The organism is Arthrobacter pascens, from assembly GCF_030816475.1.
Taxonomy (GTDB): domain Bacteria; phylum Actinomycetota; class Actinomycetes; order Actinomycetales; family Micrococcaceae; genus Arthrobacter; species Arthrobacter pascens_B.
On sequence record NZ_JAUSXF010000001.1, the window covers coordinates 1,770,365 to 1,794,541 of the forward strand.

The following is a 24,177-nucleotide window of genomic DNA, read 5'->3' on the forward strand; positions in this document are numbered from 1 at the left end:
GGGCCGGCTACATACAATTCCTCCAAGGCCGCGGAGTTGGATTCGACCTCGTCCCGGTGGCCGAACTGTTGTCCATGACACCCTCCGCGAGGCAGAAATACGACTCCGCCCGTTTGGAATTCCTGTCCGACAACATCGTTGTCGAAAACGAGACCGTCCAGAACATCACGAAAACCCTTGAGACAGTGATGCGACTCAATCACGGGAAACCGACGGGTGGATACGGGGTCTTCGCCTCGGCCGCCGCGGGGCGCGGGAAAACGACCGCCCTGCACTCAGTACTTCGGGAGGTGCTCACCGCCTATCTGGCCCACGACCCCACCTGCATCGTCGAGAATCGCTGTTGTCCGGTGGCCTACATTTGCGTCCCCGACAGTGGCACACCAAAAAGTGTTTATATGGAGATTGCCGGGTATCTGGGCGTTGAATGCAAGCCCAGGGACAGTGATCCTGTCATGCGGAAGATCGTGCTGGCAGGAATCGCCAATTCCGGCATTCAGGTGTTCGTCATCGACGAGGTGCAGAATCTGGAGAACGGCGGCCCATTCGCGAAGCGTGCAGCTGACGCCGTGCGGCGCCTGGTGGACGACACGAAGGCGAACTTCATCCTCGCAGGTATCAATGTGGAGAAGACCAGCATCATGAGCCGCACCAGAGGCCTCCAGGTCGCCAATCGCTTCATCCGCGCTGAAGTCGCGGACTATGGCAAACGCTCGGTGAACTGGAAGGGCCGCTGGAAAGGACTGGTCGGCGCCATGGCTGACGCCCTGCCGTTATACGGGGCTACACGAGACGAGATGGAGCCCATAGCTGGACAACTCTACGAAGCCTGCGGCGGCAGCGTCCAAGCTCTTAATTTGATGGCGACCCAGGCATCCCGGCAATTGATCGGGCTAGGGGACCACACCCAGGAAACGATCACCCTGGAGAAGCTGCAGGGAACCCTGGTGAACCTGGCAACCGAGCAACATATCCGGGCCAAACTGGAACGAACCCGGACGAGGGCTGCTGCTTCTGCCAGGGCGACCCGCCGGGCGAAGTCCTCACGTGCAGTGAAACCTGAGGCGGCGACCGATGCACGCTAGTCGTCTCGGTACCCTCGCTCCCGGCCTGGCGCCCCGGTACATCCCCGGCGAGGCCCTGATCAGTTATGCTGCCAGGCTGGAATTGCGCATCGGCGTGGACCCCGGTTACGAGTGGTCACTGGCTCGCAGCAGGGAAATGGCCATTCGCCGGAAGGGCATGAATAACGACCGGGCGCAACGGAGGCTGGCTATCCTCTGCGAGCAAATGACAGGCATCCCGGAGGGAACCTTTGAACGCCGATACCGATGCCGTGACGTCATCGAAAACGCATGTTCGCTCTGCACGGGAGAACCAGGAATCGAATTGGATGCCGGAGGTGGGCGACTAGTGTGCCCCACCCACCGGTGCTGGACAGGCCCGTCAATCGCACGAGCAGGACTGAAGCCTTTTGAACTAGGGCAGCCCGGCGACGGCTTCATGCAACAGGTCGCGCCCGACGTCTTCGAGGCGGCGGACTTCCTGGACCGGGTGATGAACCAGGGAACTGCGCACCGACGCTTGGTTGATGAGGTTATCGGCCGCGTCGACCGTGCACGCACAATCGCCGCCCGCTCCAGCAGGCTTGGCCATGGCATTCGGTCCGTAATTCAATCGCCTTCCGAAGCCGCACTGGTCGCGGCCCTTGTCGGGACACTGACCACCCCCGACGTCCTCACCCGTATCTTTGACCCGCGTCTGACCTTCCGTGAGGCGCACGCCACCCTGGCGTCCGTTGTGGCGGAAAAATATCCAAGGGCGGAGAGTCCGGTTATCGACCAGATGTGGCTGCTCATCCGCCCGACCTTTTCCTGGATCCGGACCACCAAACTCGGCCAAGCGGCGGTGGAGCGGTTTACCCCGCTCATTATCCCGCCGGACACAATCAACTTCAGCCAAGTGTCGTTTCCGCTTGAGCCCTTCAGCAGGTCCTTGGACTGCCTTAGTGACAAGGGGCGCGTCGGCGACGGAGGATGGTCTGACAGGTATGTCGTTGCCCAGTCTGATCCGAGCGTCCCGGAGAAATTCATCTGCGTTGGCGGGCACATCCAGAGCACCTACAGGAGCCATGCCCGAAGGTTCAAGGACGAGGATTTCCACTGCGCCATCTGCTCCGGCTCACGAGCAGTAGCCGGACTGAATTCGCTCGGTGACCTCATGCCCCGCGTGGCATCCGAATGGGACGGTGTGGCTAACGGCGACCTTTCTCCATACATGGTGACACCAGGATCAGACCGAAAGGTCGCGTGGATCTGTGCGAAGGGCCACCCCTACGAGGCTTACATCACCAACCGGACTCTGCGGGGAACTGGCTGTCCGTTCTGCGCCGGCAAGGCGCTCCGGGCCGGATTGAATGACCTGGCGACCACCAATCCTCAAGAGGTCCTCATGTGGGACCACGATGCGCCTGAAAACCCGAAGCCCACCGACGTTTCTGCGGGGAACAACAAGGTAAAGATCTATCTGGTCTGCCCCAACGGACATTCGTTCAGTTCTACGCCGGCGCGTTTGGTCAGAACCGGTGGCCGGTGCAAGGAGTGCGCAGGTACTGTTCTTGTTGCCGGTCTAAACGACCTGGCTACACGACGGCCGGATGTGGCCGCTTGGTGGCACCCCACGAAGAACGGCGCAATTAAACCGGAAATGGTTAGAACCTCGAACGGAAACATGTTTTGGTGGCAATGTCCGGACGGCCACGAGTTCACCGCAACAATCAGGTACCGGACGAACTGCACTTGGCAGACCTGCCCGGCAGACACAGGACGGCTCCTCGTATCTGGATACAACGACCTGACAACCAAAGAACCGGACCTTGCCAAGGACTGGGACACGGCGCTCAATGGCCTGGGAGCATCGCAAACGGTCCGGGGCAACATCAAGCGTTACTGGACGTGCGCCCACGGACACACACAGTCGTCCAAAGTGGCGAACCGCCGCCGGACCGGCGGCTGCACCGAATGCTCCCCAGAAGAGCGAGTCGCTCCTGCGCGAAAGTTTAAGCGCGGTCGTAACGGTTGGGACACGCGAAAGGCGGCCGCCAGCTCAGTTGTGCCCGCCGACTTAAAGCACGGGGTCGCGGTGCTGTCGGGTACTGACGGATTGGATCAGCACCCCAACACCCGGGCACAGAAGGCGGGTTTAGCTTCGCAAGAGTGAGGCAGTACGCCCTGACAGGACGAGGCCCAGGGCCAAGTCTTCTTGGTATGGGTTCCGTGGCAGCGGGAAACCTGTGCAGATCGGAGAGAACCACGCGGGTCCGGTTGGGCTATCGCCTGGGCCGGGGACGGCGCAGCGCTTCATGCCGGGCCGATGCCGGGCTGGACGTCGTCAAGGCTTGTTAGGGCGAGTGCGTGCCATGTGGTTCCATATGGCGTGGTCTACGACCCAGGGTGTCAATTGCAATGTTGTTGCCGTTTCCTGGAGTAAGTTCCGCGCTTCGGTCACGGTTACTTTTCGTCCAAGGACGTTCTGCAGCCACTTGAGGACGTGGCGGTCCGGCTTTACGTGATTGTCATCGCCTGCGGTCATCCAGATGTAACCCGTGCGGATGCCTTGGTTCCCGCTTCCCTTGACGGCCTTAATCCGTTTCTCAACCTTGGCCAGTCGCTCGGTCTGGGAATCGGACAGCAGCGTCTTGACATCGCTTAGGGTCTGGATTCCTTCGCCAACTAGGGCTTCAGCGATTTGTCGAGTTGCCGCACTCTTCAGGATGCCGTTGGTTGTGGACGTTCGGGTGTTGCTGCGTAGGACTTTGTCGGCCAGGTACGCATCGGTGAAGTCGTGAATGGAGCAAAGAAAGTCGGTCAGCGTCTGCTCGTTTGGTCGGGGGCTCAGTTTCGTCTCCAACTCTGGCCCACGAAAAATGACCGGGGACAGCTTAGCGAATTCGGCGTAGCGGAAAACCAACGGGGAGACCACGGCGTCGTAGTCGAGACCGATGGAAAATGTGGCATCGAGAACGCAGAGCGATAGATGAGCCCAGCGTGCCTTGCGCGGCTCCGGTCCAAGTTCCTTCACGGCGATGATCACAGCGTGAACCTCGGCCGGATCCAACTGGGCAGTACTCACAGGCACTCCTTCGTCGATGCTTCCTACATCGTAAGGGCGTCATCGCGCTGGGGACGGCTATGGCGCGAGATGTTGTACGGGGGTGCACTTCGGATCTTGCAAGCCAGTTCGACGGACGTTCCCCGAATTGGGAAGGCATGCCGGCGCGTCCATACACCATTCACTAGGTGAAGAACCTTAAGGAGTGTTTTCAGGGTGAGGACGGCTTAAGCATTCCCAGCGAAACCAGTGTGTGGAGGCAGGCCTGCTGTAGCCTGATCCCTACCTGCGCAGTGAACTTGAAGGGACTTGCAGATGGCCAGCGATGACATCCAACATGTGACCGTACACTTTTCCGGCAGGACCTTTACGACGGTTGAATGGGTCAATGAGGTGCTTATAACCTGCGAGTACGCTTACAACCTCGCTGTGGTGGCCTTGATGATAAACGACCCCAACAATCCAAAGATCACGCCAAGCGACCTTCTCACGATTCTCGGGGACGGTGCGCCTGCATTTCAGGCGGAGGCGAACGCGGAGTTCAGGTCGGTCATATGGGAGGAAGATCGCTTACGGGTTCAGCAGTTGGTTTCCGGTGATTCATTCAACCTGGAGCTGAGCGGAATTAGTAAGGCAATCAGGGAGCTCAGGATTCTTTTTGATCCAATCGAGCGCCTTCGACGTCGGCAATCTGTTCAGCATGAGAGAGAGATGCATAAGACTGAAGAGCACGCGGCTCGCCGTAAAAACCACGAGGCCGACTACTCATTTATGCGGGAAGTCTTCAGTGATCCAGAGTCTCCTTTCAATCAACGGACTGAGGGACTTGACATGGAGCGGAAGATTGCACTCTTCAATAGCCTTTTTCGGACGACCGATGATATTTATGACCGCTTGGATAGAAGTAATCCTCGAATCATTGAAGGGACCATTGAGCCCGACGATAGTCCTGAAGGGTCCGACGGTGTGGGGACCCAGGGTAAATAGATGCTCACCGGACAAGCTGGATGCCAAGATCTTATGTTTCTATAGGCCGACACCAAAGGGCTACGTCTTCAGGGTGCGTCAGACTTAGTAGTGATGCTGCGCAAATAACTTCGTATGATTACCCAAGTGAGCCTATGCATCGGCGAACTGACCACTTGGCCCCCGTTACCGAGGTCGATAACAGCTACAATCCCAAACCACAGGAAAGAAAGCGGAATAAACATCGACCCAACCGCCGCTTGATCGCGTGGCGTAATGTTACCTGCCTACCGAAGAGATCCGGCATTGCAGGCCCGTCGAAGTTCTCTCCGAACTGACGTTTCATAGCTGCTATCGCATCAAATCTCCATGCTGCCTGATGCCCGTTTGCTAACGTCATTTTCAAGTCAGGCCCGTCATACCGATAGTCATTCGTGAGGTCCAGCGACGGCAAAAGGCCTAAATTGAACATACCTTCGAAGGCGAGGTGGACGCCGACGATTTGCACTGGAGCTAGGCCGGCGTTGCGGGCAACAACAGCTATTTGAAGACCATTGTTTCCGATCTTCCACCCCAGGGAGAGCGGGCGGTCACCCTAACGCGCGGCCCAGCATGCCTATACGTCGCTACAGCCACAGCCACAGCCAACGCGACAACGGACACGACCAAGGCGACTAAGGCTATCGTCGGTGCCGCGTAGCTTACCCACTCCGGAGCGTTGTTCAGGGTCGCCGGGGACTGACAGAACAAAGTCTTTCCACGCCAACGGGTCGTCCAGGAATTGTTCCCGATCTTCGGCAGTGCTCTCCAGCCATTGACCCAACAAATTCAGCATGAAACATATTGCCCCGAACCGGGCGTCCATCGTGGCCGACGGGCAGAGGCTGCCATTGGCATCGAACCGGAGCCGCAGGTCATCGGTGCTGACGCGCCCACAGCGGCGTGCCGATAAGCCAGGGACGCGCGCGCCCGCTACCGTGGCCGTATAACGGCACTTCGAATGTGGGCCGATTGCGCCTGCATGACGAGCCACGCGACTGGTCAGTTCGGGGGAGCGCGCTGGCAACATCGGGAAGTGTGAGGAAGAAGATGAATGCGTCGACCCCAATTCGAGGACAGAACCAGCTTCACGCTAAGGAGATTGGGTGAGTAGCGAAGCTCCACGGTGGTCGGGACGAGACGACGGTCTGTATACCGGGAGGTTCCCGCTTGCGGTCGAGGGTTACCCGATGCGTCGGGTCGAGGAATTGCTGCCAGGCGTCACTACAGTGACACCGCACGCACGTTATTACTCTTTGCACGCTTACGTGGCGACGGCGGTGTCCACGCACAAGGATCTGAACCCCGTGGATACCTTGCGGCGCTGCGAGGTCGTATTTGGGGCCATCTCGATTCAGCACGCTCGACGATTCCCCGACCAGCATCGTGGCATGTCACAGGCCCACGGCCATGACATCATTTCGGCTTCGATGCGGGACGGCGAATTAAATGTCTCAGCGCTTGCCGCGTCCGGCTCATATGCCCAAGCGTCGCGAGGATTTCTAGGACCCTACCTGGCTAGTGAGCGTCTGCTCGGACTGATTACTTCAGGGGGCGAGCTGATGGCTCCCGGGCCTAAGTCAGATGAACGAGGGCTGAAGCTCGCGTTCGAGGGCCTCCTCGACCTCGCCAAAATGGACTCCATCCCCTGCAGCATCCTGGAGGGGTACTCAAGCCTTTGCCTCTGCGGTCAGCACGCACTTGAACGCAGTTGGTTGAGGTCAATCATGTTCCCATCCCAGCTCCTGGAGGACGTCGCCACCCATAGCCGCCGGACACAGACAGCCCTCATGCTCTGCCGGCTCATAGAAATGTATGAGCCCGATAATTTGTCACTGGAACTGAGCCGAAAGCTCATCGCCGACTCGAGAACCTACGGCGACGATCAACTGCGGCATTTGGAGATTCTTCCTGCATGGCGGGGGGTTGTCCTGAGGCGCTGGTATACGTGGGCTTGGCGGGACCTCTGGCGCTGGCTTGTCAACGAGCAAATGACGGGAGCTGTGCCCATCGCTCAACTGCAACGTGCACTGTCGGAGCACTTACCGGACCAGAAGCTCTCAAGCTTTCGTAAAGAACTTCCCGAGGGCGTGGAAGCAGGCCGGCTGGTCGACGCCGAGTACGCTCCGGCCATTGACTCGCTGAAAACTGGCCCGAAAAACTTGGCGTGGCTCATGATCGGAGCCGGTCGGGTCGGCCAGCTCTCCGATCACGTGGCACCATATTTCGAAAGCACCGAACGCGAACGCCGAAACTACGAACTGACCCCCTCATGGTTGAGGGATTTCCTGAACCAGCGGAATGATCATTCGGTGCGTGATGTCGCATTCGAGCTCACCGGGGTGCTCCTTGCCCGGTCCCAACGTGTCGCGATGAGCAAGTCATCCTTCACGAACGGGCGATGGCGGGTTCCGACCAGGCTGACAGTGCGGGACGGCTATGCCTTCCGGGAATCCAATGAAGGAGGGGGTCCGGTGTCCCTGCGGTGGGATCAACTTACCCAAGTAATGAGTGGTCTTGGCATGGTCAGGCGTGTCGCTGGTGACACAAGGGGCGCGGCCGAGCGCTGGACCCTTACACGGAACGGCCGCGACCAGTGAGCGCGTTGGCAGACCCGCTGAACGTACCGGCACTATTGCATGAAATGGAGGCGAGCGGTGACTGGGATGTCCAAGAAGCGCTTTTTCTGACGTTCAACGCGGACGTCGCGTTCCTGGAACGCGGCGTCCTGGGCCTTTGCCAGTCAATGGGTGCGCGGGTCACAGTCATTGCAGACGCCGGGATGTGGCGCCCCGATCCGCTCGCCATGAAAGGCGCAGGCACCCAGTACCTCGTTGGCCTCGCGGCGCATAGTGGCGCTTTCCACCCGAAACTAACCCTCCTCGTGGGAGACGACCGGGTGTTAGCGCTGATTGGGTCAGGGAATCTGACGATGGGAGGGTGGCAGCACAACTCGGAATTATGGAATGTGCTTCGCGCCGAGGACGGGCAGGCACCGCAGGCCCTTTCCGACTTAGCTGAATGGCTTGAACTACTGCCTGCCAGCGTACGTCTCGCGTCGGACCATGCTGCCGCACTGAACAGGGTCGCTGCCAAGCTGCGCGGCACGCTGGAACGTTTCACTCCCATTGATGACGGAGCGCAGCTGGTCACCAACCTCGACCGATCTTTCCTGTCACAGCTGCCAGGTGGGCCGGTTGATGAGTTGACGTTGTACGCGCCGTTCATTGACGAACACGCGCGCGCGGTCAGGGCGCTGGTAGAACACTTCCCGACCCCAAAGCTCACCCTTGTTGTCCAACCTGGTTTGACCGTGGTCGAACCCCAGGCCTTGGCTAGTGTCCTGAGGGGCCAGACAGGTCTGACCGTAGTCGCCGATACTTCACATCGGTATCGCCATGCGAAATTGGTGGAATGGCGTCGGGGACCATACCGCCAGGTGCTGACAGGCAGCGCGAATCTGTCCGCCGCAGCCATGCTCAACACGGTAAGCAGCGGGGGAAACGTGGAGCTTGGGATCCTCACAAACGTCGACGAACCGTTATGGCCCGAGCCCGGGCTTGACCCGAACCATCGTGTTCAGCTGGAGAGCATTACAGATATTCCGGCGCTACGAATAGGGACTATAGCTCCAGAGACAACCGGGCTCGCTGTGCCCCAGCTGCTTAGCGCGGTGCTCGCCGGCAATGAATTAAGAATCGAGCTAGCGTATCCGGTCCCGTTCGCCGTCGAGGTCGAATACACCAATAACCCGCTCAATGACTCCTGGAATCGTCTCGGCACGATAGTCGCCGGGCACAGCACTGCTTCATTTCCGGCAGACCAGCTGGGAGACAGCGCGCTGCTGAGACTCGACTGGGCGGGTGGCGACGAAACGATCCTGGCTCGAGGCCCGGCTGTGCCTGCTTCCGTGCCGGAACGGCTCAGAACGCGACCGGCCGCGGGGCGCGCAGCCGGTGGCCCGCGGATCAAGTCGCGCGACGATCTTCTAGGAGTCGATCTCCGCTATCTAGACGCATTCGCAAGCCAGCTCACAAAAATCCACGAAGACGTCACCGCACTCAAGACCCCGTCCACCCGCAGCAGCGGCACCTCCACAGCATCGGGAGCAGAACGCAACGCCGAATTTGAAGAGGAACCAGCCGCATGGCTGTGGGAACTTGAGCAAACTGCGCAGCACCTTCACGGCCCCGTCTTTTCGGGCTTCGCCCTCGGCCTCCCAACACCGGTGCAGTCAACCGGGTGGGAGAACTTCGATTCGAGCGAAACCGGTGACCTCGACGCCGATGCCGCCATTTACGGTGATGACCAGATCGCACCGCCCACTGACAACCCCGAGCCCGTTGAGCCATTGATGCATGCAGCCGACCCGGACAGGATCAAGAAAGCCAGGCGCGACCGGGTCCGGGCGTTTGCCACGATGCCCGGCCGACTCAGCACGGTCTCCTACCTCGGCCTCGCGCGCCTCGCGCTGTGTTTCTACTGCGCGGGGGACTGGAAAGAACACGACCCCGAACCCATAAGGCTCGTCACCTCGTTCCTGAGCAAGGCTCTGGACCAGGCGCATACTTCCGGCATGGGCGACGAGGCGAAAGCACTGGCCGCCGTCGCTCTGACCTGCGTGCGACGCAGAGTCGATAACACGGCAACCTCGCCGGCCACCCACGAGGCTAAAAGGCTGCATGATAGGTGCAGAGACCTCGACCTGGGTGCTGTCCCGCTTCCACTTGTGACCGAATACACCCAATGCCTGTCCGCGCCCGGCGGCCGACCCCTGGAAACCGCTGATGTCTATGATGAGCTCCACACCTTCTCCGAACACCCTCTGCTGGACGCCGCCATGCTGGCGGCGGAGGGCCATGGATACGACGCAGAAGTGCTGGGGCCGTATAGCCTGCAGATCTCGGTCAGGTCGAGGGACCCGCTCCAGGGCGCATTGAAAATATTGGCCGCGTCTAAAGTCCCCCTCGGGGTGGTATCGCAGTCACAGACAACGGGAAAATCGGCCATCGCGTTGTGGTCCGATCCTGACTTGTACTGCATCGAAATCGACGACCGAGACCGCTGGGTCCATTACCGATCCACGCACGCGTTGAACGTGATTCTTGCAGCAATCCAGTCATCTGACGGCAGACGGTTCAGAGTCGACCACGGCCCCTTTAACCAAGCCATCCCCGAAGCGAAGCTACTAGCCGAGCGCTTTGGCATCCAGATGCCCAGAAAGGCCGGAGTGCCTCCGGGAGTCTGCCCGGACTGTTTCATGATGCTCACGCCCGCGGGTATTTGTGCGACGTGTGAGGCGTAGTCACCCAGCGGCACCAGGCCCCAGGAGGGCCCCAGTCTGCGCCTTCAGAACGAGGTCCTAGAAACTGCCGCGGCCTCCTCACGGCTGCGTGTGCGCGCCGAAATCCTGCCTCGACGCCGACGGCGCTCAAGAAGTTCCTGGGCGCGCCGGACAAGCTGATCCGCAACCCGGTGTACCGGAACGCCCCGAAGATGCGCATGTTCGAGACCAACCGGGTCGAAGAGGTCGAAGCCACCGACGAATGGAAGGCCTGGGAGGACTGCTACCGCGGGCGCAGCGCCGCCAGGGGCCGGAGGACAGCCGAGACCGACAAGGCGGAGCCGAAGACCGAGCTTGGCCGCGGCCGCAACGGATACTACCCGGTCCTCCGGAGGTAGCGGGGCACATCTGCGGCCACGGCCTAACCGCCGGCGCCGGCCTGACTGATGGCCTGCAACCCCACCTGCAGTGGGATCCGTTCCTGCTCGATCCTGAAAGGCCCTGGCCAGCCAGGGTTGGTCAGCGTGGCGTAGAGAGCCTCCTCGGTCGCCGTCAGCATCGGCAGGTTTTTATGCTCCGGGGCGGTCAGTTCCCGCCCTTTCACGTCAGTGAAGGAGCCGAAGTGCCGGTAAGCCTCGTACGCCGCAGTGTCCATAAGCACGGATTCGGCCATCACCCCGGCCTTCCGGAACTGGTGGAGAATCTCGAAGCCGGCTGCGTCCATGTCGCCCCAGTAAAAGATGGCCGGGCATCCGGTCAGCCAGGGCAGCGTTCCGGCCGTTTCGGCAGCGCTGAACCCTGCACCCTCAACAGCTATCCCGCCGGGAACAGGGGGGAAGTGGATGGCGGTGTCCTTGTTTTCGGCGATGACCACCGTGGACGGGGTGTATGCAGGGGTCATCGTGTCGCCTCTGGACACGGAATCGTGTCGTCGTCCGCTGGTGGCCAGATAAGCCGGGTCGAGGTAGGCGAAATGCAACCGGGACGGGTGCTGCGGCAGTAAGCCCAGGTCGGCCTTGCCGGAGAGCTGCCTCAGTTCCGGGCCGTGGCTGTTCAGCCATTTAGCGTGCAGGCCCGGGATCGGCACTTGCCGGGGTGTCAGGCCATGGGCCTCATGCTCCCGAAACCAGGCGGCCGCCATGTTGAGGAGGCCGAAATCCTGGTCAGTGTATTTGTCGACCGAACGCACAACGGCGGAGAGATTTTCCAGACCGGGGTGCAGCTGCTCCAGGATTGCCGCCCGTGACTGTCCGCGACGATAGCGGTCCCGCCATTCCCGCCCGGCGACCAGCACGGCGGTGCCGATGTCGGGGACGATTACATGGGTCGGGATCTGCTGCGGGGTGCCCAGAACCCTGCGCGTCTCAACGGAGACCGTGAGTCCGTTTTCCTGTGCCCAGCCACGGATTTCTGCGGCCCGGCGCTGGAAGTCCGGAAACCCGGCGCCCAGCTCCGTCCCGGAGACGCGGCCGAGAGGGACCGTGTGCGGCCAGGACGCCAGTTCCCTGGACGCGTCCAGATGCCACGTGGAGGCCAGCCGGCGCTGGATGTCCGCGGTGACCTGGGCCGGGCCCTTCATACGCCGGGCCTCGGGACGGACCGGACTTCCTGGACGTATGAGTACCCGGTGACCGGGTTCTTGGTCATCGAAAGGGCGAGATCCGCGTACGGCTCCAGCGCGGTGACCTTATCGAGGGGCGCGCCGATGAGCAGCTGGAACCCCAGGCCCTTCCACGCCTCAACAGAGCGGCCGGCGAATTCGCTGTCCGATTTCACGAACCCTTCGTCCAGGAAGACCGGTGCGAACCGGGGCCGGGTGCGGCTTTCGTCGCCGAGCTGGAACCGCAGCGCAGCACCGACGATGAATGCGACCAGCTCCTGCGATTCGCCGCCGCTCTTGCCGCCCAGGGACGAGTACGTTGCCAGCTGCTGGCCTTGCGCGTCAATGCTTACCGCTGTGATCTCCACATGGCGGCGCACATCCAGGAAGGTGTCCCGCTCTCCGTGCCGGCCGCCGTCATCGCTTTTCCGGATCCGGTTCATAAATTGCCGCAGCCGCTGGAACTGGGCGTCCACCTGCGCCTCGGTGAGGTCCCTGGTGGCGCCGGATGAAAGCTCCCGCAGTTCCTTCCGGAACGCGCCGACCCGGTCGCTGCTGAGGAGCCGGAGGTCAATTTTCAGCCGGTCCCGGCCCGCGCCGAACGCCAGCGTGGAAAGGATGGCGTTGACCGGGACGAGCCGGCTTTGGATCTCCTCCACAGACGTCTCGAACGCTCCGTTGAGCGGGACGAGGTCCTGGCCGGACCATTCCGCGAGCCGGCGGACCCATTCCCGGCGCCGGTCGTGAAGGCCCGTAGTGACGATGTCGTCGTAGATGGTCTGGAAGTCTTCCACCGATGCCATAGTGGTGCCCAGGTTGGGATCATCCCAACGGTCCAGGTAGCTTTCAAACAGGCCCGTCAGGGCCTCCGTGGCCCGTTTCGCCTCCCGCTGGCAGGAGTCCTGGTCGGCGTTCAGCTTGTCCATCATGCGTTTGATGTTGCCGCCGAAGTCGGTCAGGCTCTCCGGGTTTCCAACCGCAGCGAAATGGGCCGTCAGGAATCCGTTGTGAACATCGCAAAGTTCGGCTGCGTCCGCCCTCAGCTGCTCAGAGACCAGGAGCAGTTCCTGCCGCCGAAGCGTCAGCCGCGCCTCTTCGTCGGCCAGCTGATCGACCCGCGACTTCGCGGTGTACCGGCGCCCGCGCGCCTCGTCCAGCTGCCCGTTCAGCTCCTCTTCCTTCTCCCGCAGTTGCGTGAGGATGTCGCTGGAGCCAAGGATGCGCTGTTCCTCCGCCTGGACCCTGGCAATGCCGTCCTCGACGGAGGCAACGTCAATGTCGGCCCATTCCCGGGCCAGGATGTATTCGTGGGAGCTGCGGAAGTCCCGGAGCCGGCGGGCCGCGGCATCGATGTCCTCAAGCCTGCCGGCGTAGTCGGTGAGTTCAGCCTCGCACGCCTCCAGTTCCTCCGTGATCGCGGCAATCCGGCCCTTGTTGGAGAACCCGAGGATGGGACGCCCGGCCCCGCCGTGCGCCCCGGACCGGCCGTCGCGCGTCTGCCCGCTGAGCGTGACCCGGTACCCGCCGCCGCCCAGGTCGGCGGACGATTCCACGCAGAGGGCATCGAGGCTGGCGTCCCGGACCCTGGTCTGGACCCAGTGGCTGAACGGGGAGTCTTTGAAGACGAGCTTCCCGGACACCCTGCCCGGGACACCGTTGACGTGCCGGTAGGCGCGGCGGGGAACGCCTTCGAAGCGGATCCGCACGGTGTCGCGGATCGGGTCGATCGCTCGACTGAAACGTTCAAGCTCGGTTTCGTCGACCAGCATGATCCGCGACACCGGAGACAGTGTCACCTCGGCGGCGGTCCGCCACTTTTCCTCGCCGGCGGCAACGTCGATCAGCTCAGCGACGAAGGGCAGGTCGTCGGGATCAATACCGGCGGCCGCGGCAAACCGCAGGCGTGCCTCGTGCAGTTGTAGCGGGACGAGTCCTTTCCGGCTCTGCAGGGAAGCGCGCTCGGCCGTGAGTTTGCTGGCCCGGTCCATGACCGGGTAGCGCTCTTTGCCGATCTCTTCTTTCTCCTCGGCCAGAAGCCGCTCCCGGCGGTCGTACCCGGCCAGGAAGACCCGGGCCGCGGCGGTGGCGGCGTTGAAGTCCTCCTCCGTCTCCACGACGGTGTCAATTACAGCGGCACGGTCATCGAAGGCACCGCGGAGCTCTGCTACCCGGGGCAGCCTCGCGCGGAACGTCTCCAGCTCCGTCCGGAGACGACCCAGTTCGTTGCCGCCGTTGTTCCGCTGTGCTTCCTGATTCTCTGCCAGTTGCACTGCGAATGCCGCCTCGTCCTCGGCGGCTGCCCGCAGGAGCCGCTGCTGGGCGTCGGTGTTCTCCGCGTTGGCGCTCAGGACGTTGTCGATAAGCCCGGTCTCGGTCCGGTTCTGCCAGACCGCCAGCGGGGACGAGGGGCCACCGATGATCTCCTCGACCAGCGCGGCGTCAGCGGTGGCCCGTGCCAGGGTTTCGCGGATCTTGGGCAGCGCAGCCAGGGCCTTGCTCTTCTCCGCCTCATTCTGCATGGACGCGTACGAGGCCTCCAGGTCAGCGAAGTGGGCGAGCGCCCGGTCGGCGGCGGCGTAGGTCCCCGGCTCTTCCAGGACCAGGGATTTGTAAAGCCCGTCCACGTCCGTCACCTGCTGGCCTGCCTGAATACGGGCCAGGAGCCGCAGGGCCTTCTTTCCGTCACCGTTGGCGCCGATCCCAAGCCGGGCGAAAAGCACGTCGGAGAAGGCGTTGTAGGTCGGATGGACGTGGGCTCCGGGGATGGCCGTCTCGAGCGCCCGCTTATCGAATTTCGCTGCGGACACCGGTTCGAGTTCGCGGAGGTCCAGGTCTTCGTCGAAGGTGACCATCTTGGAGATGACGTCGCTGAAGACGGAACCGCCGCGGGGCAGGTAATAGCAGCGCAGCGCTGTGAACTTCTTGCCGGTGTCGCTGACGAACGTCATGCCCACCGCACCCCAGGTGTTGGAGTTTTCGCCCCGGAGCACCCGGTCGCGCATCTCACCGGTGCCGGATTCACGGTGAGCATCGGTCTTTCCGCGCAAGTAGGTGACCACGTTGCGCTGGTCGACGCCGCGGGCCCGGCCGGATGTCGCGTCGTTGGAGGCGCCGTTGAACGGCACATCGGAGGGCATCATGAGGGCCAGGTAGGCATCCATCAGGGTGCTCTTTCCGGTTCCGGACGCGCCGGAGAGCAGGGTCGCTCCCGAAGCGAAAGCCACTTGGGTGTGCCCCTGGAAGCCGCCCCAGTTGATGACCTGCAGGTGCAGGGCCCGCCATTGAGCTGTATCGGCCGTCGCCGTCAGCTGCTCAACGGGCTCCTCAACGCCTTCCATCTCGAACGTCATCTGCGTCATGCTTCTACCCCTTCGGTGGCGGGCGCCGTTGTCTGGCCGCCGGTCCCGGCCTGTTCGAGCCAGTCCAGGAGCTCCCTCAGCCGCGGTACAGGCATGAGCACTTCGATGACCGGAGAGATCCGCAGCCGCTCAGGGTCCGGGGTGGTCTGCAGAACCCGGCTCTTCAACAGGCTGTCGATGGCGTTATCGGCCCGGCGGGCGTCGCCGGAATGGTCGGTGGCATTCGCCGGCCGGTAGGATTCCACGGCACCGCGCAGTTCGTCCCGGTCCACGAAAACTTCGGTGGTGGTGCCGACATGTTCGCTGCGGAACCGGGTCCGCAGGAAGACCATCAGGATGGTCTCCTCCTTGGTGTACGTGGCGTTCCTGAGAAGTGTCGGGTATTTCCGGCCGTCCTCGGCGATGACCTGGCGTTTGAAAGCGACCTCGCGTTCGCGGTCCACGTGCAAGTGAAGGAACAACTCGTTGAGCCGGCGGACAATGGACGACTCCGACTCCATCAGGGTCTTCCACTCGGCGGAATGGTCTGCACCGCTGATGTAGTGGTTTTTCAGGATCGCCGTCAGGGCCCTGCGCTCATCAAAGTCCAGTTCCCCGGTGTCGCCAGGGAACACGGCCGTGCTGGTGCTGTCCGCCCAGAATCCGTCGCCGTCGTCAGGGTTGCTGCTCATCGGAGCCTCTTTCGTTGTAGGCGGCTATGGCGGCAACGTTCTCTGCGGTCAGTTCCAGCAAGGGGACCAGGAACTCTCTTGTGGTGCCGTCGGGCCGGATGGTGAAGAAGGATTCGGTCTGGGTACGGGTCTCCGCGGACCCTGCCTGGGCGAAGATTTGGAGCAGGCCCAGGATCTCCACGGGCCGGCGCAGATGCTCGGGGAGGGTGTTGAACATCTCCCCGGCCGTGAGCGCCGTTCCGGCGGCGTAGCTTTCCACAACGGCGTTGCGCATCTCTTGCAGGAGCGGCCCGCCTTGTTTGCGGATCTGCTCCAGGTCCAGCGGTGCGGGCGCACCCGCGGAAGTGTCTTCCAGCGCCGGCGGGGCAACGTCGGCGGCAGGGTCGTAGAAGTTGGCCTTTAGGTAGCTGATGTCGAGTTCGTCCGGGGTGAGGTCAACCGGAACGGCGGCACGCCGGGGCGCCGTCTCCATCCACGTCCCGAGGCTTCTGCCTACCCGGCGCAGGAGGTCGTCCAGCTCACGGTCCCTGAGCGCGTCATGGTTCACGATGTGCTCGCGCAGTGTCGTAGTCAGTTTCATCCGGCGGTCCAGGACGTCCCGGATGCCCTTTCTGATCAGCGCCACCGTGCCGAGGAATTCGCGTTGTTCAGCTGTAGCGAGCACCGCAGCGAACGGGTGCTCGACGATGGTCTGGAGGTCGGTGCGCAGCCCCAGCAGGAGCGCGTCATCTCGAAGCAGTTCGAAGGCGCCCTCGAAGGCTCTTCCCTCCGGTGTGGCACCCATCAGCTTGTCTGTCCGCAGCAGGTACTCATCCAGGACTTCGCCGACGTTGCGGACCTCCGAGCGGAAATCGTTGATGATCTGGCGGTGCATTTCGCCGACGGATTCCTCAACCCGTTTGAAGTCGCTCGGCAGCTGGGAGATCAGGTCGGTCAAGTTGGCGTACCCATCCAGCATCCTGTCCTCGTCCATGACCGCCATTTCGGCACCTGAGGCAAGCTCGTCCCGCTGGGCGGTCAGGGCCGCGATCTGCTCATCCAGACGGTCGATGCGGGCCTGCCGGTCCGGGTTCGCTTCGGTAGCCCACGCCCGGACGGTGTCAAGGATGGTCGCGATACGGGACTCACTGATCAGTGCCCGGTCCTTGGCCAGACTGTTGGTCAGCTTCAGTGCCTCGAGCGTGTGGGAGGTAAGGGAGTATTCTTCCTCGCCGTCCTCTCCGACGGAGCGGAACAGCCATTTGTGGTTCATCCATAGAACGCACTGGGCCCGGCCGGACGCGGCGGCGCCCAAATCCTCACCTACGGCCCGGAGCTCTCCCAGATAGGCGTCGACCTGGGAGTGGAGCCGGTCCGCTTTGACCCGTTCCCGGTCCCCGCCGAACAAGGCGTTGAATACGGCGAGGGCCAGTGGGGCATATTTGCGGTCAAGGAGACGCAACGTCGGCTTATCAAGGATTTCGCGAATGCGTGCAACTTCACCCTCGATGCCGCTCATCATGTTCCTTCCCCCGTTGATACCGATGCTAAGCCACTGCGCCGACACGATGGTCCAGGCGTAGGCACATCGGTCGCGCCCAGCAGCTCGCGGGCGACTTCGCGGGCACCGTCGCTGGCGCTAATCACCTCGTCGACTTGGCGGGCGACGCGACCGCCGAGCTTGGACACCTGATACCGGGAGCGTGAGCGGACCCATTCGGCCACGGTGGCGGCGCGGGCGTCGCGAACAGGCCGCACCAGGTTGCCCCACTGTTCCAGCTGGCGGCAGCGGCTTTCGGGGTCGTCGACACTGATCTGGGCGCCGAAGCGTTCGAGCGCCGACTGCGCCTCTCCTGCCGACAGGTCGGCCAGGAGAGTGGAGGAAAAGAGGCGCATGATGGCGATGTACTCTTCGGCATTGTCAGCGGTCACGTACCGGTACAGATCCCGCCGCTCCGGCGCTGGATCCGCCTCCGCCTGCGTTGTCCCAGCGTCTATCAAGGTGTCCCCTCTGCTCATTGCTGCCGCGGTCGGGTCGCTCGCCCTCGGTCGGTAGATATTCGTTGTCCGGCCTACAGTAGGGCAGCGGTGCGACACTTTGGATCAGTCGCGGCAAGGCGTCCTTGGATGAAAGTATCACGATCTGGCAAATATGTCGCTGAATAGCCTTGACGAATGTCCATCCTATATCTATAATGCAACCTTCAACGCGGGGCTGCCCGTTGACTGGACAATGAATGACGCTGCTGTGCGGGAACAAGGCACGTGGTGGTATCCGACGAAGAATGGGGCCCTCATGCCGGACCACCTGACGCCGGCATAGGAGGCCAAAGTGCATTGTGAAGCATCCGCGCGGTGAGCGGGCGATACCCGATGAGCCGCGCACCCTCTGGCCGCCGGCAGCCAAGGAGATCACCTGCCTGCGTGTCGCGCCGCGATCATCGGTGCAGACGACTTCGGGAACCTATGTAGACGGGTCCAGGAACAGACAGCTTGAGCCGGGTAGGGGCCGGGGGCTTCGGGTGAGGCAACGATTAACGGTGAGACCACAGAGGGTTGGTTAAGGGCTGTGTCCGTGGGTACGATCCCGTAGCCAATGGCCCTCCCCGGCCTGATCGTTGATGGTCCTCTTCATTGAGGGCGACTGAATGCGGCGCGTAACATGCAATGCCGCAACGTGTGTGCGGCGAACGCCCTGGAGGGCGGGGGCGAGGTAAAGTCTCGTTTTGTGGCGGCCGGGGAGCTGGCCACGCTCAGTAGCCTCGATGCAGTGGAACCGTTGACGGCATGCCTGCTGAATCGGGCAAGCAGGGGGAGAAACACTATGACCGCAGGCGTTGACACGTCCTTTTACTACCACTCGGATACTCCGACGGGAAAGGACCCCGACAAGCACAGCCCGACCCTGCGCAGGCACCACCAACTGCTGTGGAGCAAGGATCTGCCCTACGGCGGAGGACGCTTCGATCTGGTACAAGAGCCCGGCAGATACCTCGTGCACTGGTCCGAGCTGGGTGTTTCTTTCTCGCCAGCGACGCCATAACGACCAGGCTGCTGGGAAAGGCAGCCAGCGTCATAGCGAAGATTCCGGCCGCTGAGCTGCCTGAGTATGGTGGCTACACCGCCGGAAGCACCCTTGTTTTCCCCGGCAACATCGTTGACGGGAAACAGACCATCAATGGTGCGCGCGGATTCCACCCCAGCATCGCCGACCGCATCGACGTGACCTTGGAATGCATCCGCCGCGACTATACAGGCGAGCTGCCGAACAAGCTCGGAGAGGTCCTGGACAGGTACTCAAACTTTTTTGCCCTGTTCAAGGACTTTGACGGGTACGTTGAATTCTTCCTGCTGCAGGATCTCATCAATAAGGACGGCACCATCCGGTTCTTCCACCCGTTCGACAACTTCAGCACACCGGTGGTTCCAAAGACCCCCGACGAATACCTCAAGTATTTACAACGCAGCAGGGATTTCATCCGTGCACGCAACAAGAGGATCGACGCACAACCCTGACCTTCTGATCAGCAGGTTCGAAAGCTACAGTGAATACCCGCTGAAGACTGGGCAAGTTCGTGAAGCGAGGCGCGTTGGTACTCCGCAATGCTTATCGATTTCGCCAACTAGGTCAGTCAGCCGACTTGTGCAGTAGTCCACCAATCCTCGGAATCACGCTGGTCCGCATCTGGCGTCTCTCGCCAACTAGCCGGCAGCCTCACAACTACGATCAGGCAGCCTGACCGGTTACCCGTAGGTCAGTAAAATGACTCCGGCCTCGCACCAAGTGCGGTGCCGGAGTCATGTTATGCAGGCCGTTCATCGTGGACGGCGAAAGTACCAAAACCTAATACCACGCGAAGAAGCTGCACTTCGGTCACCACATCGACTACGCCTTCCTCCGCGGAGCCTCAGCGGCCCTCGAAATCGGCCGGCACGAGGAGTGGCTGGAGTTCAGCGACCACATGCCCCTGATACTGGACATGGAACCATCGCAAAGTGCTGCGGTCCTGCCGGCCCCCGAGTCCTAAGCACTAATTATTCAGGTGGTCCACTAGACGTCGCCGGAGAAGCCACGCAGCCGTAACTCGCTCAGAACAGCGGCCAGGGCATCGCCGACATCTCACCGCTCGGAGCAGGGAACCGACCCTCCAAGCGCAACCGGGCGCAGCGAGCGGCGGCCGACGCAATTTCTTCGGCGCTGATCAGGTCCGCCAGGTTGCGGCCCAGCTCACCGTCCAGCCCTTCCTTGACACGGTCGATGCCCTCAAGTTCCTCGACGGTCAGAACGTCTCCCAGCCACCCCCACAGCACCGTGCGCAGCTTGTGGTCACAGTGAAAGGTGAGCCCATGATCCACGCCGTGCCGGTGCCCGTCCGTCATGGCAAGGATGTGAGCGCCTTTGCGGTCGGCGTTGTTCACGACGACGTCGAACACTGCCATGCGTCTGAGCGCCGGAGAGTCCTCGTGGATGAGGGCGACCATCCGTCCCTCCTCATCCTGACCCTCGAGGACGTGTTTCCAACCGCTTTCCGCGACGTCGTCCGTTGCGACGAGGTCAACCGCGTTCTGGTTGGGGTCTGTCTCCTGCCAGAGCTGCACCATTCCTGTGCCGAACGGACCATCCCGCAGCCAGGTGCGTGGCACCACATTCCAGCCAAGGACTTCCGAGACCAGGTAGGCGGCAACCTCACGGTGGGCAAGGAAGCCGTCGGGAAAATCCCACAGCGCTTTCTCCCCGGCTATCGGCTTGTAGACGACGGCCGTGTCGCCGATGCTGCCCAGGAAGGTGGCGTTCGACGCCGTCGTAATGCGCCCAGTGAGCGTCAGCTCGGCGGTCAGCAGGTCGGGCGCCGGCATCAGACCTCGGGAAGGGTGCAGACGTGTCCGTCTGGGTCCAACGGGTAACCGCAAAGCGGGCAAGCGGGACGCCCGGCGCCGACAACCTCACGGGTGCGCTTGGCGAAGGCACGGGCGGTACCAACCGGCATCCGCACCAGCAGCATTTCGGGCAATTCAGCGCCGTCCTCCCCAAGTGACCCGTCGTCTTCGGCATCAACATCGGCGATCGGGTAGGCCTCCATGACCACCTGCGCCGTCGTCGGGTCCCAACCTAAACTCATGGCGCCGGTCCGGAACTGCTCCTGAACTGCCTCGAGCTGGTCATTGTCAACCAATTCAATGGGGGTACTGGTGGGAACACTGTGAGGGTTTCCCTCCACCTTGAGAAGCTGGTCGAGAATCTCGTCGATTTTATCTGCGAGCAGAGCGGACTGCTGCTTCTCCATGGCGATACTTACGATCTGAGTCCCTGCGCGCACCTGCAGGTAGAACGTCCGTGCGCCCGGAAGGCCAATGGTGCCGACGACGACCCGATCAGGCCAGGCAAACTCATGAACACGTGTAGGCATAAGAGCATTTTAGGCACAGGCGCTTCACGGAGCCTGTTGCCCTGCACCGCCGCCCACGGGTGCATCTCCGGAGTGGATGCCGTTCGACAGCCAGGAGAGATCCCCGGCATCGGTGTTGGTCGCGTAGACGCTTGGCCGACTGGCGCTGTAGCGCACGATCGATACGGAGCCAGGGCTCACGTTAATGCGCTGGAACAGGTCTAGGTGCATACCGAGCGCGTCAGCGAGGATTGATTTGATGATGTCACCGTGACTCACCGCCACCCACACGGCTCCTTGTCCGTACTCGGCTTCGAAGGCTACATCGTGGCGTCGGATTGCGGCTACCGATCGAGCCTGCATGGCCGCCATGGATTCACCGCCGGGAAAAACGACCGCGGACGGCTGCGACTGCACAGCCGCCCACAGATCCTCTGTTGCGAGATCACTGAGCGTGCGGCCCTGCCACTGGCCGTAATCGCACTCGGTAAGATCGGGTTCCAATGGCGCGTACGGGGTCCCAGCCTGGCGATCGAGGATGAGCTGGGCGGTCTGCTGACAACGCTCGAGGGGGCTCGATACCACCCCAGCTAAGGGCACCACCGCGAGTCGGTCTCCGGTCAAAGCTGCCTGCTCGCGCCCGATTTGGTCCAAGCTGACGCCGGCCGCCCGACCCGCCAGCAGTCCAGCGGCATTGGCTGTGGTGCGGCCGTGCCGCACGAGGATAACTGTCGCCATCCATCCAGCCTAACCACCCGCTTGACGGCAGTGTTTACCCACACCTTTGGAAATTTGCCGGCCACGTCACCACTCTCGGTGTATCAAGGGCATCGGGTGATACACAACCAAGAAGACCAAGAAGGTATTACGGGCAAAGCATGGCCCGGGCACGTCAAAGGCGTCGAAGAGACATAGGGGTTCAGCCGGCCAACCTGGAGGGGGCTATCGACCTATTGGCGACCACCACGTTACCAATACTGAGGTTTGGCCGGCAGCTCATCTTGCACCGAGATACGCGTGCAGGCCGTCTTCTCCGGCTGCAGGCGGCATCTGAAGATAGTCCACAGTCCCGCGCAGGGCGCTCGGCACGGGTGGATGGGGCTCCTGGCCGTGCCGTTCTCCGGCTTGCGGCGTCCGTGAAAGCGGCCAGTGGGGCGGTTCCCAGTCCTGGTGCTCGCTTTTGTACTTCCGCCCACTCGGTGAGATCCAGCCGGGCGGCTCATTCTTTGTTGCCGGCGTCGGTCTCCAGCCGCTGGTGTGTTTGAGTCTGTGGTGCCGGGGACACGGTTGTCCCAGATTGCTGATCCCAGTGGTTCCGCCATGATGCCAGGCCAAGAGGTGGTCTGCTTCGTTATCCAGGGAGTGATTGCTGCATCCGGGGAACGGGCATTTGCCGTCGCGCATCCGTAGCCAGTTGCGCATGGCCTTTGTGATCCGGTAACTGGCGCGGCCGATTTCCAAGGGCGCCCCGTCCCGTGGATCCACGAGCACCCGGCGGAACGAGTCCGCCCCATTGGACACCAGATCCCGTGCCATGGAGGCAGGAATGGGTCCGTACCCGTCCAGCATTGCCGGTTCCTCGGTCACCCCAAGCAGGGAGAAGACAGGAACGGTGACCAGAATCGCGGCCCGAGGCGTGGGGACATCGGCAAGACCCGGCACCCCAGCCCCCGCCCCGCCCCTGCCGACGCCGATGCCTGTGGCATTACCGCAGCGCGTACAGCCGGCTTCGCTTCGAAGGGCAGTCGTGGCGAACAGGTCTGCCCGTAGCTGCGTGAGCGTCCTGTCCTCATGGGGTCCTTACAGTCCCCGGGCGATGGCGGTGATGCGGTTCCAGATGGCAGCCGCCTGGTCTGCGGGCAAGTAGGCGGACACCCGCGCCATGCCGTCCTGCTCCGGGGCATATTCCAGGCACCGGTCCTCGGCGCTCTTAGCGTGGCGTTTTTCGATGCTTTCCGGGTGGTGGCGTTCCCGCCAGGTCCGGGCTTTCCGCCGGAACCTATAGGCCGGCATCTCGCCGGCCGGGCAACCGCGGGCGGGATTGGGTGCGTCAGCATCGAGGAAGTGGGCTTCCAGCGCCGCCGCTGCGTCGCAGTCAAGGGTGGCGGTCTCGTCCACCATCACCTTGGCGTGCTGCCACGAAACCTTCCCCGCCTGCAGGGCTGCCAGGGTACGTGGCAGGGACGTTGCCAAGGCATAGGAGTGCGCCAGCAGTGCGCCTGCGGCCCGGTCGCCGATTGCCAGTACGCAACCCACCTCTGCAGCTATGGACATTTCCTGAGCTTGGACCGGCATGTCCAGAGGAGCGGCGGACCGTGCGGAGTCCGCGTAGTTAGCGGCCGCCTCCGCCTTCAACGCCGCCAGCCGAGCCTCCACCCTTGCAACCCCGGCAAGGATATCCAAGCAATCATCAGCGACGGAGGCCAGAGGATCCGTATCTGAGGGCACCCGGCAACCGGACGCTGCCACCTCCACGTTAAGCATGGCAATCGCGGCGCCCATCGCCTCAAAAGCCTTTGCCACCGCTTCGCTTGACATGTACTCATTTTGGAAGGGGGGTCTGACATTTTATGAGGGCATGCCGGGGGCCGTTTCGCTGATCGGCAAGGAACTCCGTCCCCGAGCCACGCCGTGAGCCTGCCAGCTCGACCTTCCCATGTCCAACCGGACGGCAGATCCGGCAAGTCCACTGTTTCCCCATGCAAAGTGCGTACATTCGCCCTCCATTTGGGCAGAACCTTACGAAAATCGCCCAATCACCGAGGCGCCGTTATTGAACGCC

General features: G+C 62.3%; 15 protein-coding genes and 2 pseudogenes. 7 read left to right on the top strand and 10 right to left on the bottom strand.

Features of this window, described 5'->3' with window-relative positions; all coding sequences use genetic code 11:
- Positions 1-56: 56 nt before the first annotated feature.
- Together QFZ40_RS08145 and QFZ40_RS08150 are read left to right on the top strand one after the other, a co-directional pair.
- Positions 57-1,085, top strand: coding sequence for an ATP-binding protein (locus QFZ40_RS08145; RefSeq protein WP_306903786.1), 1,029 nt, complete (start codon positions 57-59; stop codon positions 1,083-1,085).
- On the top strand, positions 1,075-3,219 hold the full coding sequence (locus tag QFZ40_RS08150) for a zinc-ribbon domain-containing protein (RefSeq protein WP_306903787.1): 2,145 nt from the start codon (positions 1,075-1,077) through the stop codon (positions 3,217-3,219). Before QFZ40_RS08145 ends, QFZ40_RS08150 begins: the two co-directional genes overlap by 11 nt.
- Before the next feature lie 171 nt (positions 3,220-3,390).
- Here QFZ40_RS08150 and QFZ40_RS08155 read toward each other — a convergent pair whose 3' ends face one another.
- A complete protein-coding gene (locus QFZ40_RS08155) occupies positions 3,391-4,131 on the bottom strand; it encodes a hypothetical protein (RefSeq protein ID WP_306903788.1) in 741 nt (246 codons plus the stop codon).
- Positions 4,132-4,425: 294 nt separating this feature from the next.
- Between QFZ40_RS08155 and QFZ40_RS08160 the strand changes: the two genes are divergently transcribed.
- The 4 genes from QFZ40_RS08160 to QFZ40_RS08175 all read left to right on the top strand — a co-directional run bounded on the left by QFZ40_RS08160 (position 4,426) and on the right by QFZ40_RS08175 (position 10,797).
- Positions 4,426-5,097: a hypothetical protein gene (locus QFZ40_RS08160; protein WP_306903789.1), complete on the top strand. Its 672-nt coding sequence runs from the start codon at positions 4,426-4,428 to the stop codon at positions 5,095-5,097.
- A 1,124-nt stretch (positions 5,098-6,221) separates the two neighbouring features.
- On the top strand, positions 6,222-7,715 hold the full coding sequence (locus QFZ40_RS08165) for a hypothetical protein (RefSeq protein ID WP_306903790.1): 1,494 nt from the start codon (positions 6,222-6,224) through the stop codon (positions 7,713-7,715).
- Positions 7,712-10,420, top strand: coding sequence for a hypothetical protein (locus QFZ40_RS08170; RefSeq protein ID WP_306903791.1), 2,709 nt, complete (start codon positions 7,712-7,714; stop codon positions 10,418-10,420). Before QFZ40_RS08165 ends, QFZ40_RS08170 begins: the two co-directional genes overlap by 4 nt.
- A 197-nt stretch (positions 10,421-10,617) precedes the next feature.
- On the top strand, positions 10,618-10,797 hold the full coding sequence (locus tag QFZ40_RS08175; protein ID WP_306903792.1) for a hypothetical protein: 180 nt from the start codon (positions 10,618-10,620) through the stop codon (positions 10,795-10,797).
- A 23-nt stretch (positions 10,798-10,820) separates the two neighbouring features.
- Here QFZ40_RS08175 and QFZ40_RS08180 read toward each other — a convergent pair whose 3' ends face one another.
- From QFZ40_RS08180 to QFZ40_RS08200, 5 genes are read right to left on the bottom strand one after another with little or no spacing between them, the layout of a single operon-like run.
- On the bottom strand, positions 10,821-11,978 hold the full coding sequence (locus QFZ40_RS08180) for a Wadjet anti-phage system protein JetD domain-containing protein (RefSeq protein WP_306903793.1): 1,158 nt from the start codon (positions 11,976-11,978) through the stop codon (positions 10,821-10,823).
- Complete coding sequence (locus QFZ40_RS08185; RefSeq protein WP_306903794.1) at positions 11,975-15,358, bottom strand: ATP-binding protein; 3,384 nt, start codon at positions 15,356-15,358, stop codon at positions 11,975-11,977. The genes QFZ40_RS08180 and QFZ40_RS08185 overlap by 4 nt, the downstream gene beginning before the upstream one ends.
- Positions 15,355-16,029, bottom strand: coding sequence for a DUF4194 domain-containing protein (locus QFZ40_RS08190; protein WP_306903796.1), 675 nt, complete (start codon positions 16,027-16,029; stop codon positions 15,355-15,357). Before QFZ40_RS08190 ends, QFZ40_RS08185 begins: the two co-directional genes overlap by 4 nt.
- Entirely contained in the window at positions 16,013-17,527 is a 1,515-nt protein-coding gene (locus QFZ40_RS08195; RefSeq protein ID WP_306903797.1) for a DUF3375 domain-containing protein, read from the bottom strand. Before QFZ40_RS08195 ends, QFZ40_RS08190 begins: the two co-directional genes overlap by 17 nt.
- Complete coding sequence (locus QFZ40_RS08200; RefSeq protein ID WP_306903799.1) at positions 17,527-18,009, bottom strand: DUF2397 family protein; 483 nt, start codon at positions 18,007-18,009, stop codon at positions 17,527-17,529. Before QFZ40_RS08200 ends, QFZ40_RS08195 begins: the two co-directional genes overlap by 1 nt.
- Positions 18,010-18,832: 823 nt before the next feature.
- Here QFZ40_RS08200 and QFZ40_RS08205 point away from each other — a divergent pair.
- Positions 18,833-19,524 (top strand): annotated as a pseudogene (locus QFZ40_RS08205) (DUF6994 family protein).
- Positions 19,525-20,097: 573 nt separating this feature from the next.
- Here the strand turns inward: QFZ40_RS08205 and QFZ40_RS08210 are convergent.
- The 4 genes and pseudogenes from QFZ40_RS08210 to QFZ40_RS08225 form a co-directional block, all read right to left on the bottom strand.
- A complete protein-coding gene (locus tag QFZ40_RS08210) occupies positions 20,098-20,865 on the bottom strand; it encodes an SCO1664 family protein (protein ID WP_306903801.1) in 768 nt (255 codons plus the stop codon).
- Positions 20,865-21,416 (bottom strand): DUF3090 domain-containing protein, encoded by a 552-nt coding sequence (locus QFZ40_RS08215; protein WP_306903802.1) that lies wholly within the window; start codon positions 21,414-21,416, stop codon positions 20,865-20,867. Before QFZ40_RS08215 ends, QFZ40_RS08210 begins: the two co-directional genes overlap by 1 nt.
- A gap of 24 nt (positions 21,417-21,440) precedes the next feature.
- Positions 21,441-22,133 (bottom strand): MSMEG_4193 family putative phosphomutase, encoded by a 693-nt coding sequence (locus tag QFZ40_RS08220; protein WP_306903803.1) that lies wholly within the window; start codon positions 22,131-22,133, stop codon positions 21,441-21,443.
- Positions 22,134-22,391: 258 nt separating this feature from the next.
- Positions 22,392-23,933: pseudogene (locus tag QFZ40_RS08225) on the bottom strand (DUF222 domain-containing protein).
- Positions 23,934-24,177 lie beyond the last annotated feature (244 nt).

Coding starts and splice junctions, on each gene's coding strand:
- QFZ40_RS08185 (WP_306903794.1), bottom strand. CDS start 15,358: ATGACGCAGATGACGTTCGAGATGGAAGGCGTTGAGGAGCCCGTTGAG.
- QFZ40_RS08215 (WP_306903802.1), bottom strand. CDS start 21,416: ATGCCTACACGTGTTCATGAGTTTGCCTGGCCTGATCGGGTCGTCGTC.
- QFZ40_RS08220 (WP_306903803.1), bottom strand. CDS start 22,133: ATGGCGACAGTTATCCTCGTGCGGCACGGCCGCACCACAGCCAATGCC.
- QFZ40_RS08195 (WP_306903797.1), bottom strand. CDS start 17,527: ATGAGCGGCATCGAGGGTGAAGTTGCACGCATTCGCGAAATCCTTGAT.
- QFZ40_RS08210 (WP_306903801.1), bottom strand. CDS start 20,865: ATGCCGGCGCCCGACCTGCTGACCGCCGAGCTGACGCTCACTGGGCGC.
- QFZ40_RS08160 (WP_306903789.1), top strand. CDS start 4,426: ATGGCCAGCGATGACATCCAACATGTGACCGTACACTTTTCCGGCAGG.
- QFZ40_RS08150 (WP_306903787.1), top strand. CDS start 1,075: ATGCACGCTAGTCGTCTCGGTACCCTCGCTCCCGGCCTGGCGCCCCGG.
- QFZ40_RS08180 (WP_306903793.1), bottom strand. CDS start 11,978: ATGAAGGGCCCGGCCCAGGTCACCGCGGACATCCAGCGCCGGCTGGCC.
- QFZ40_RS08175 (WP_306903792.1), top strand. CDS start 10,618: ATGTTCGAGACCAACCGGGTCGAAGAGGTCGAAGCCACCGACGAATGG.
- QFZ40_RS08190 (WP_306903796.1), bottom strand. CDS start 16,029: ATGAGCAGCAACCCTGACGACGGCGACGGATTCTGGGCGGACAGCACC.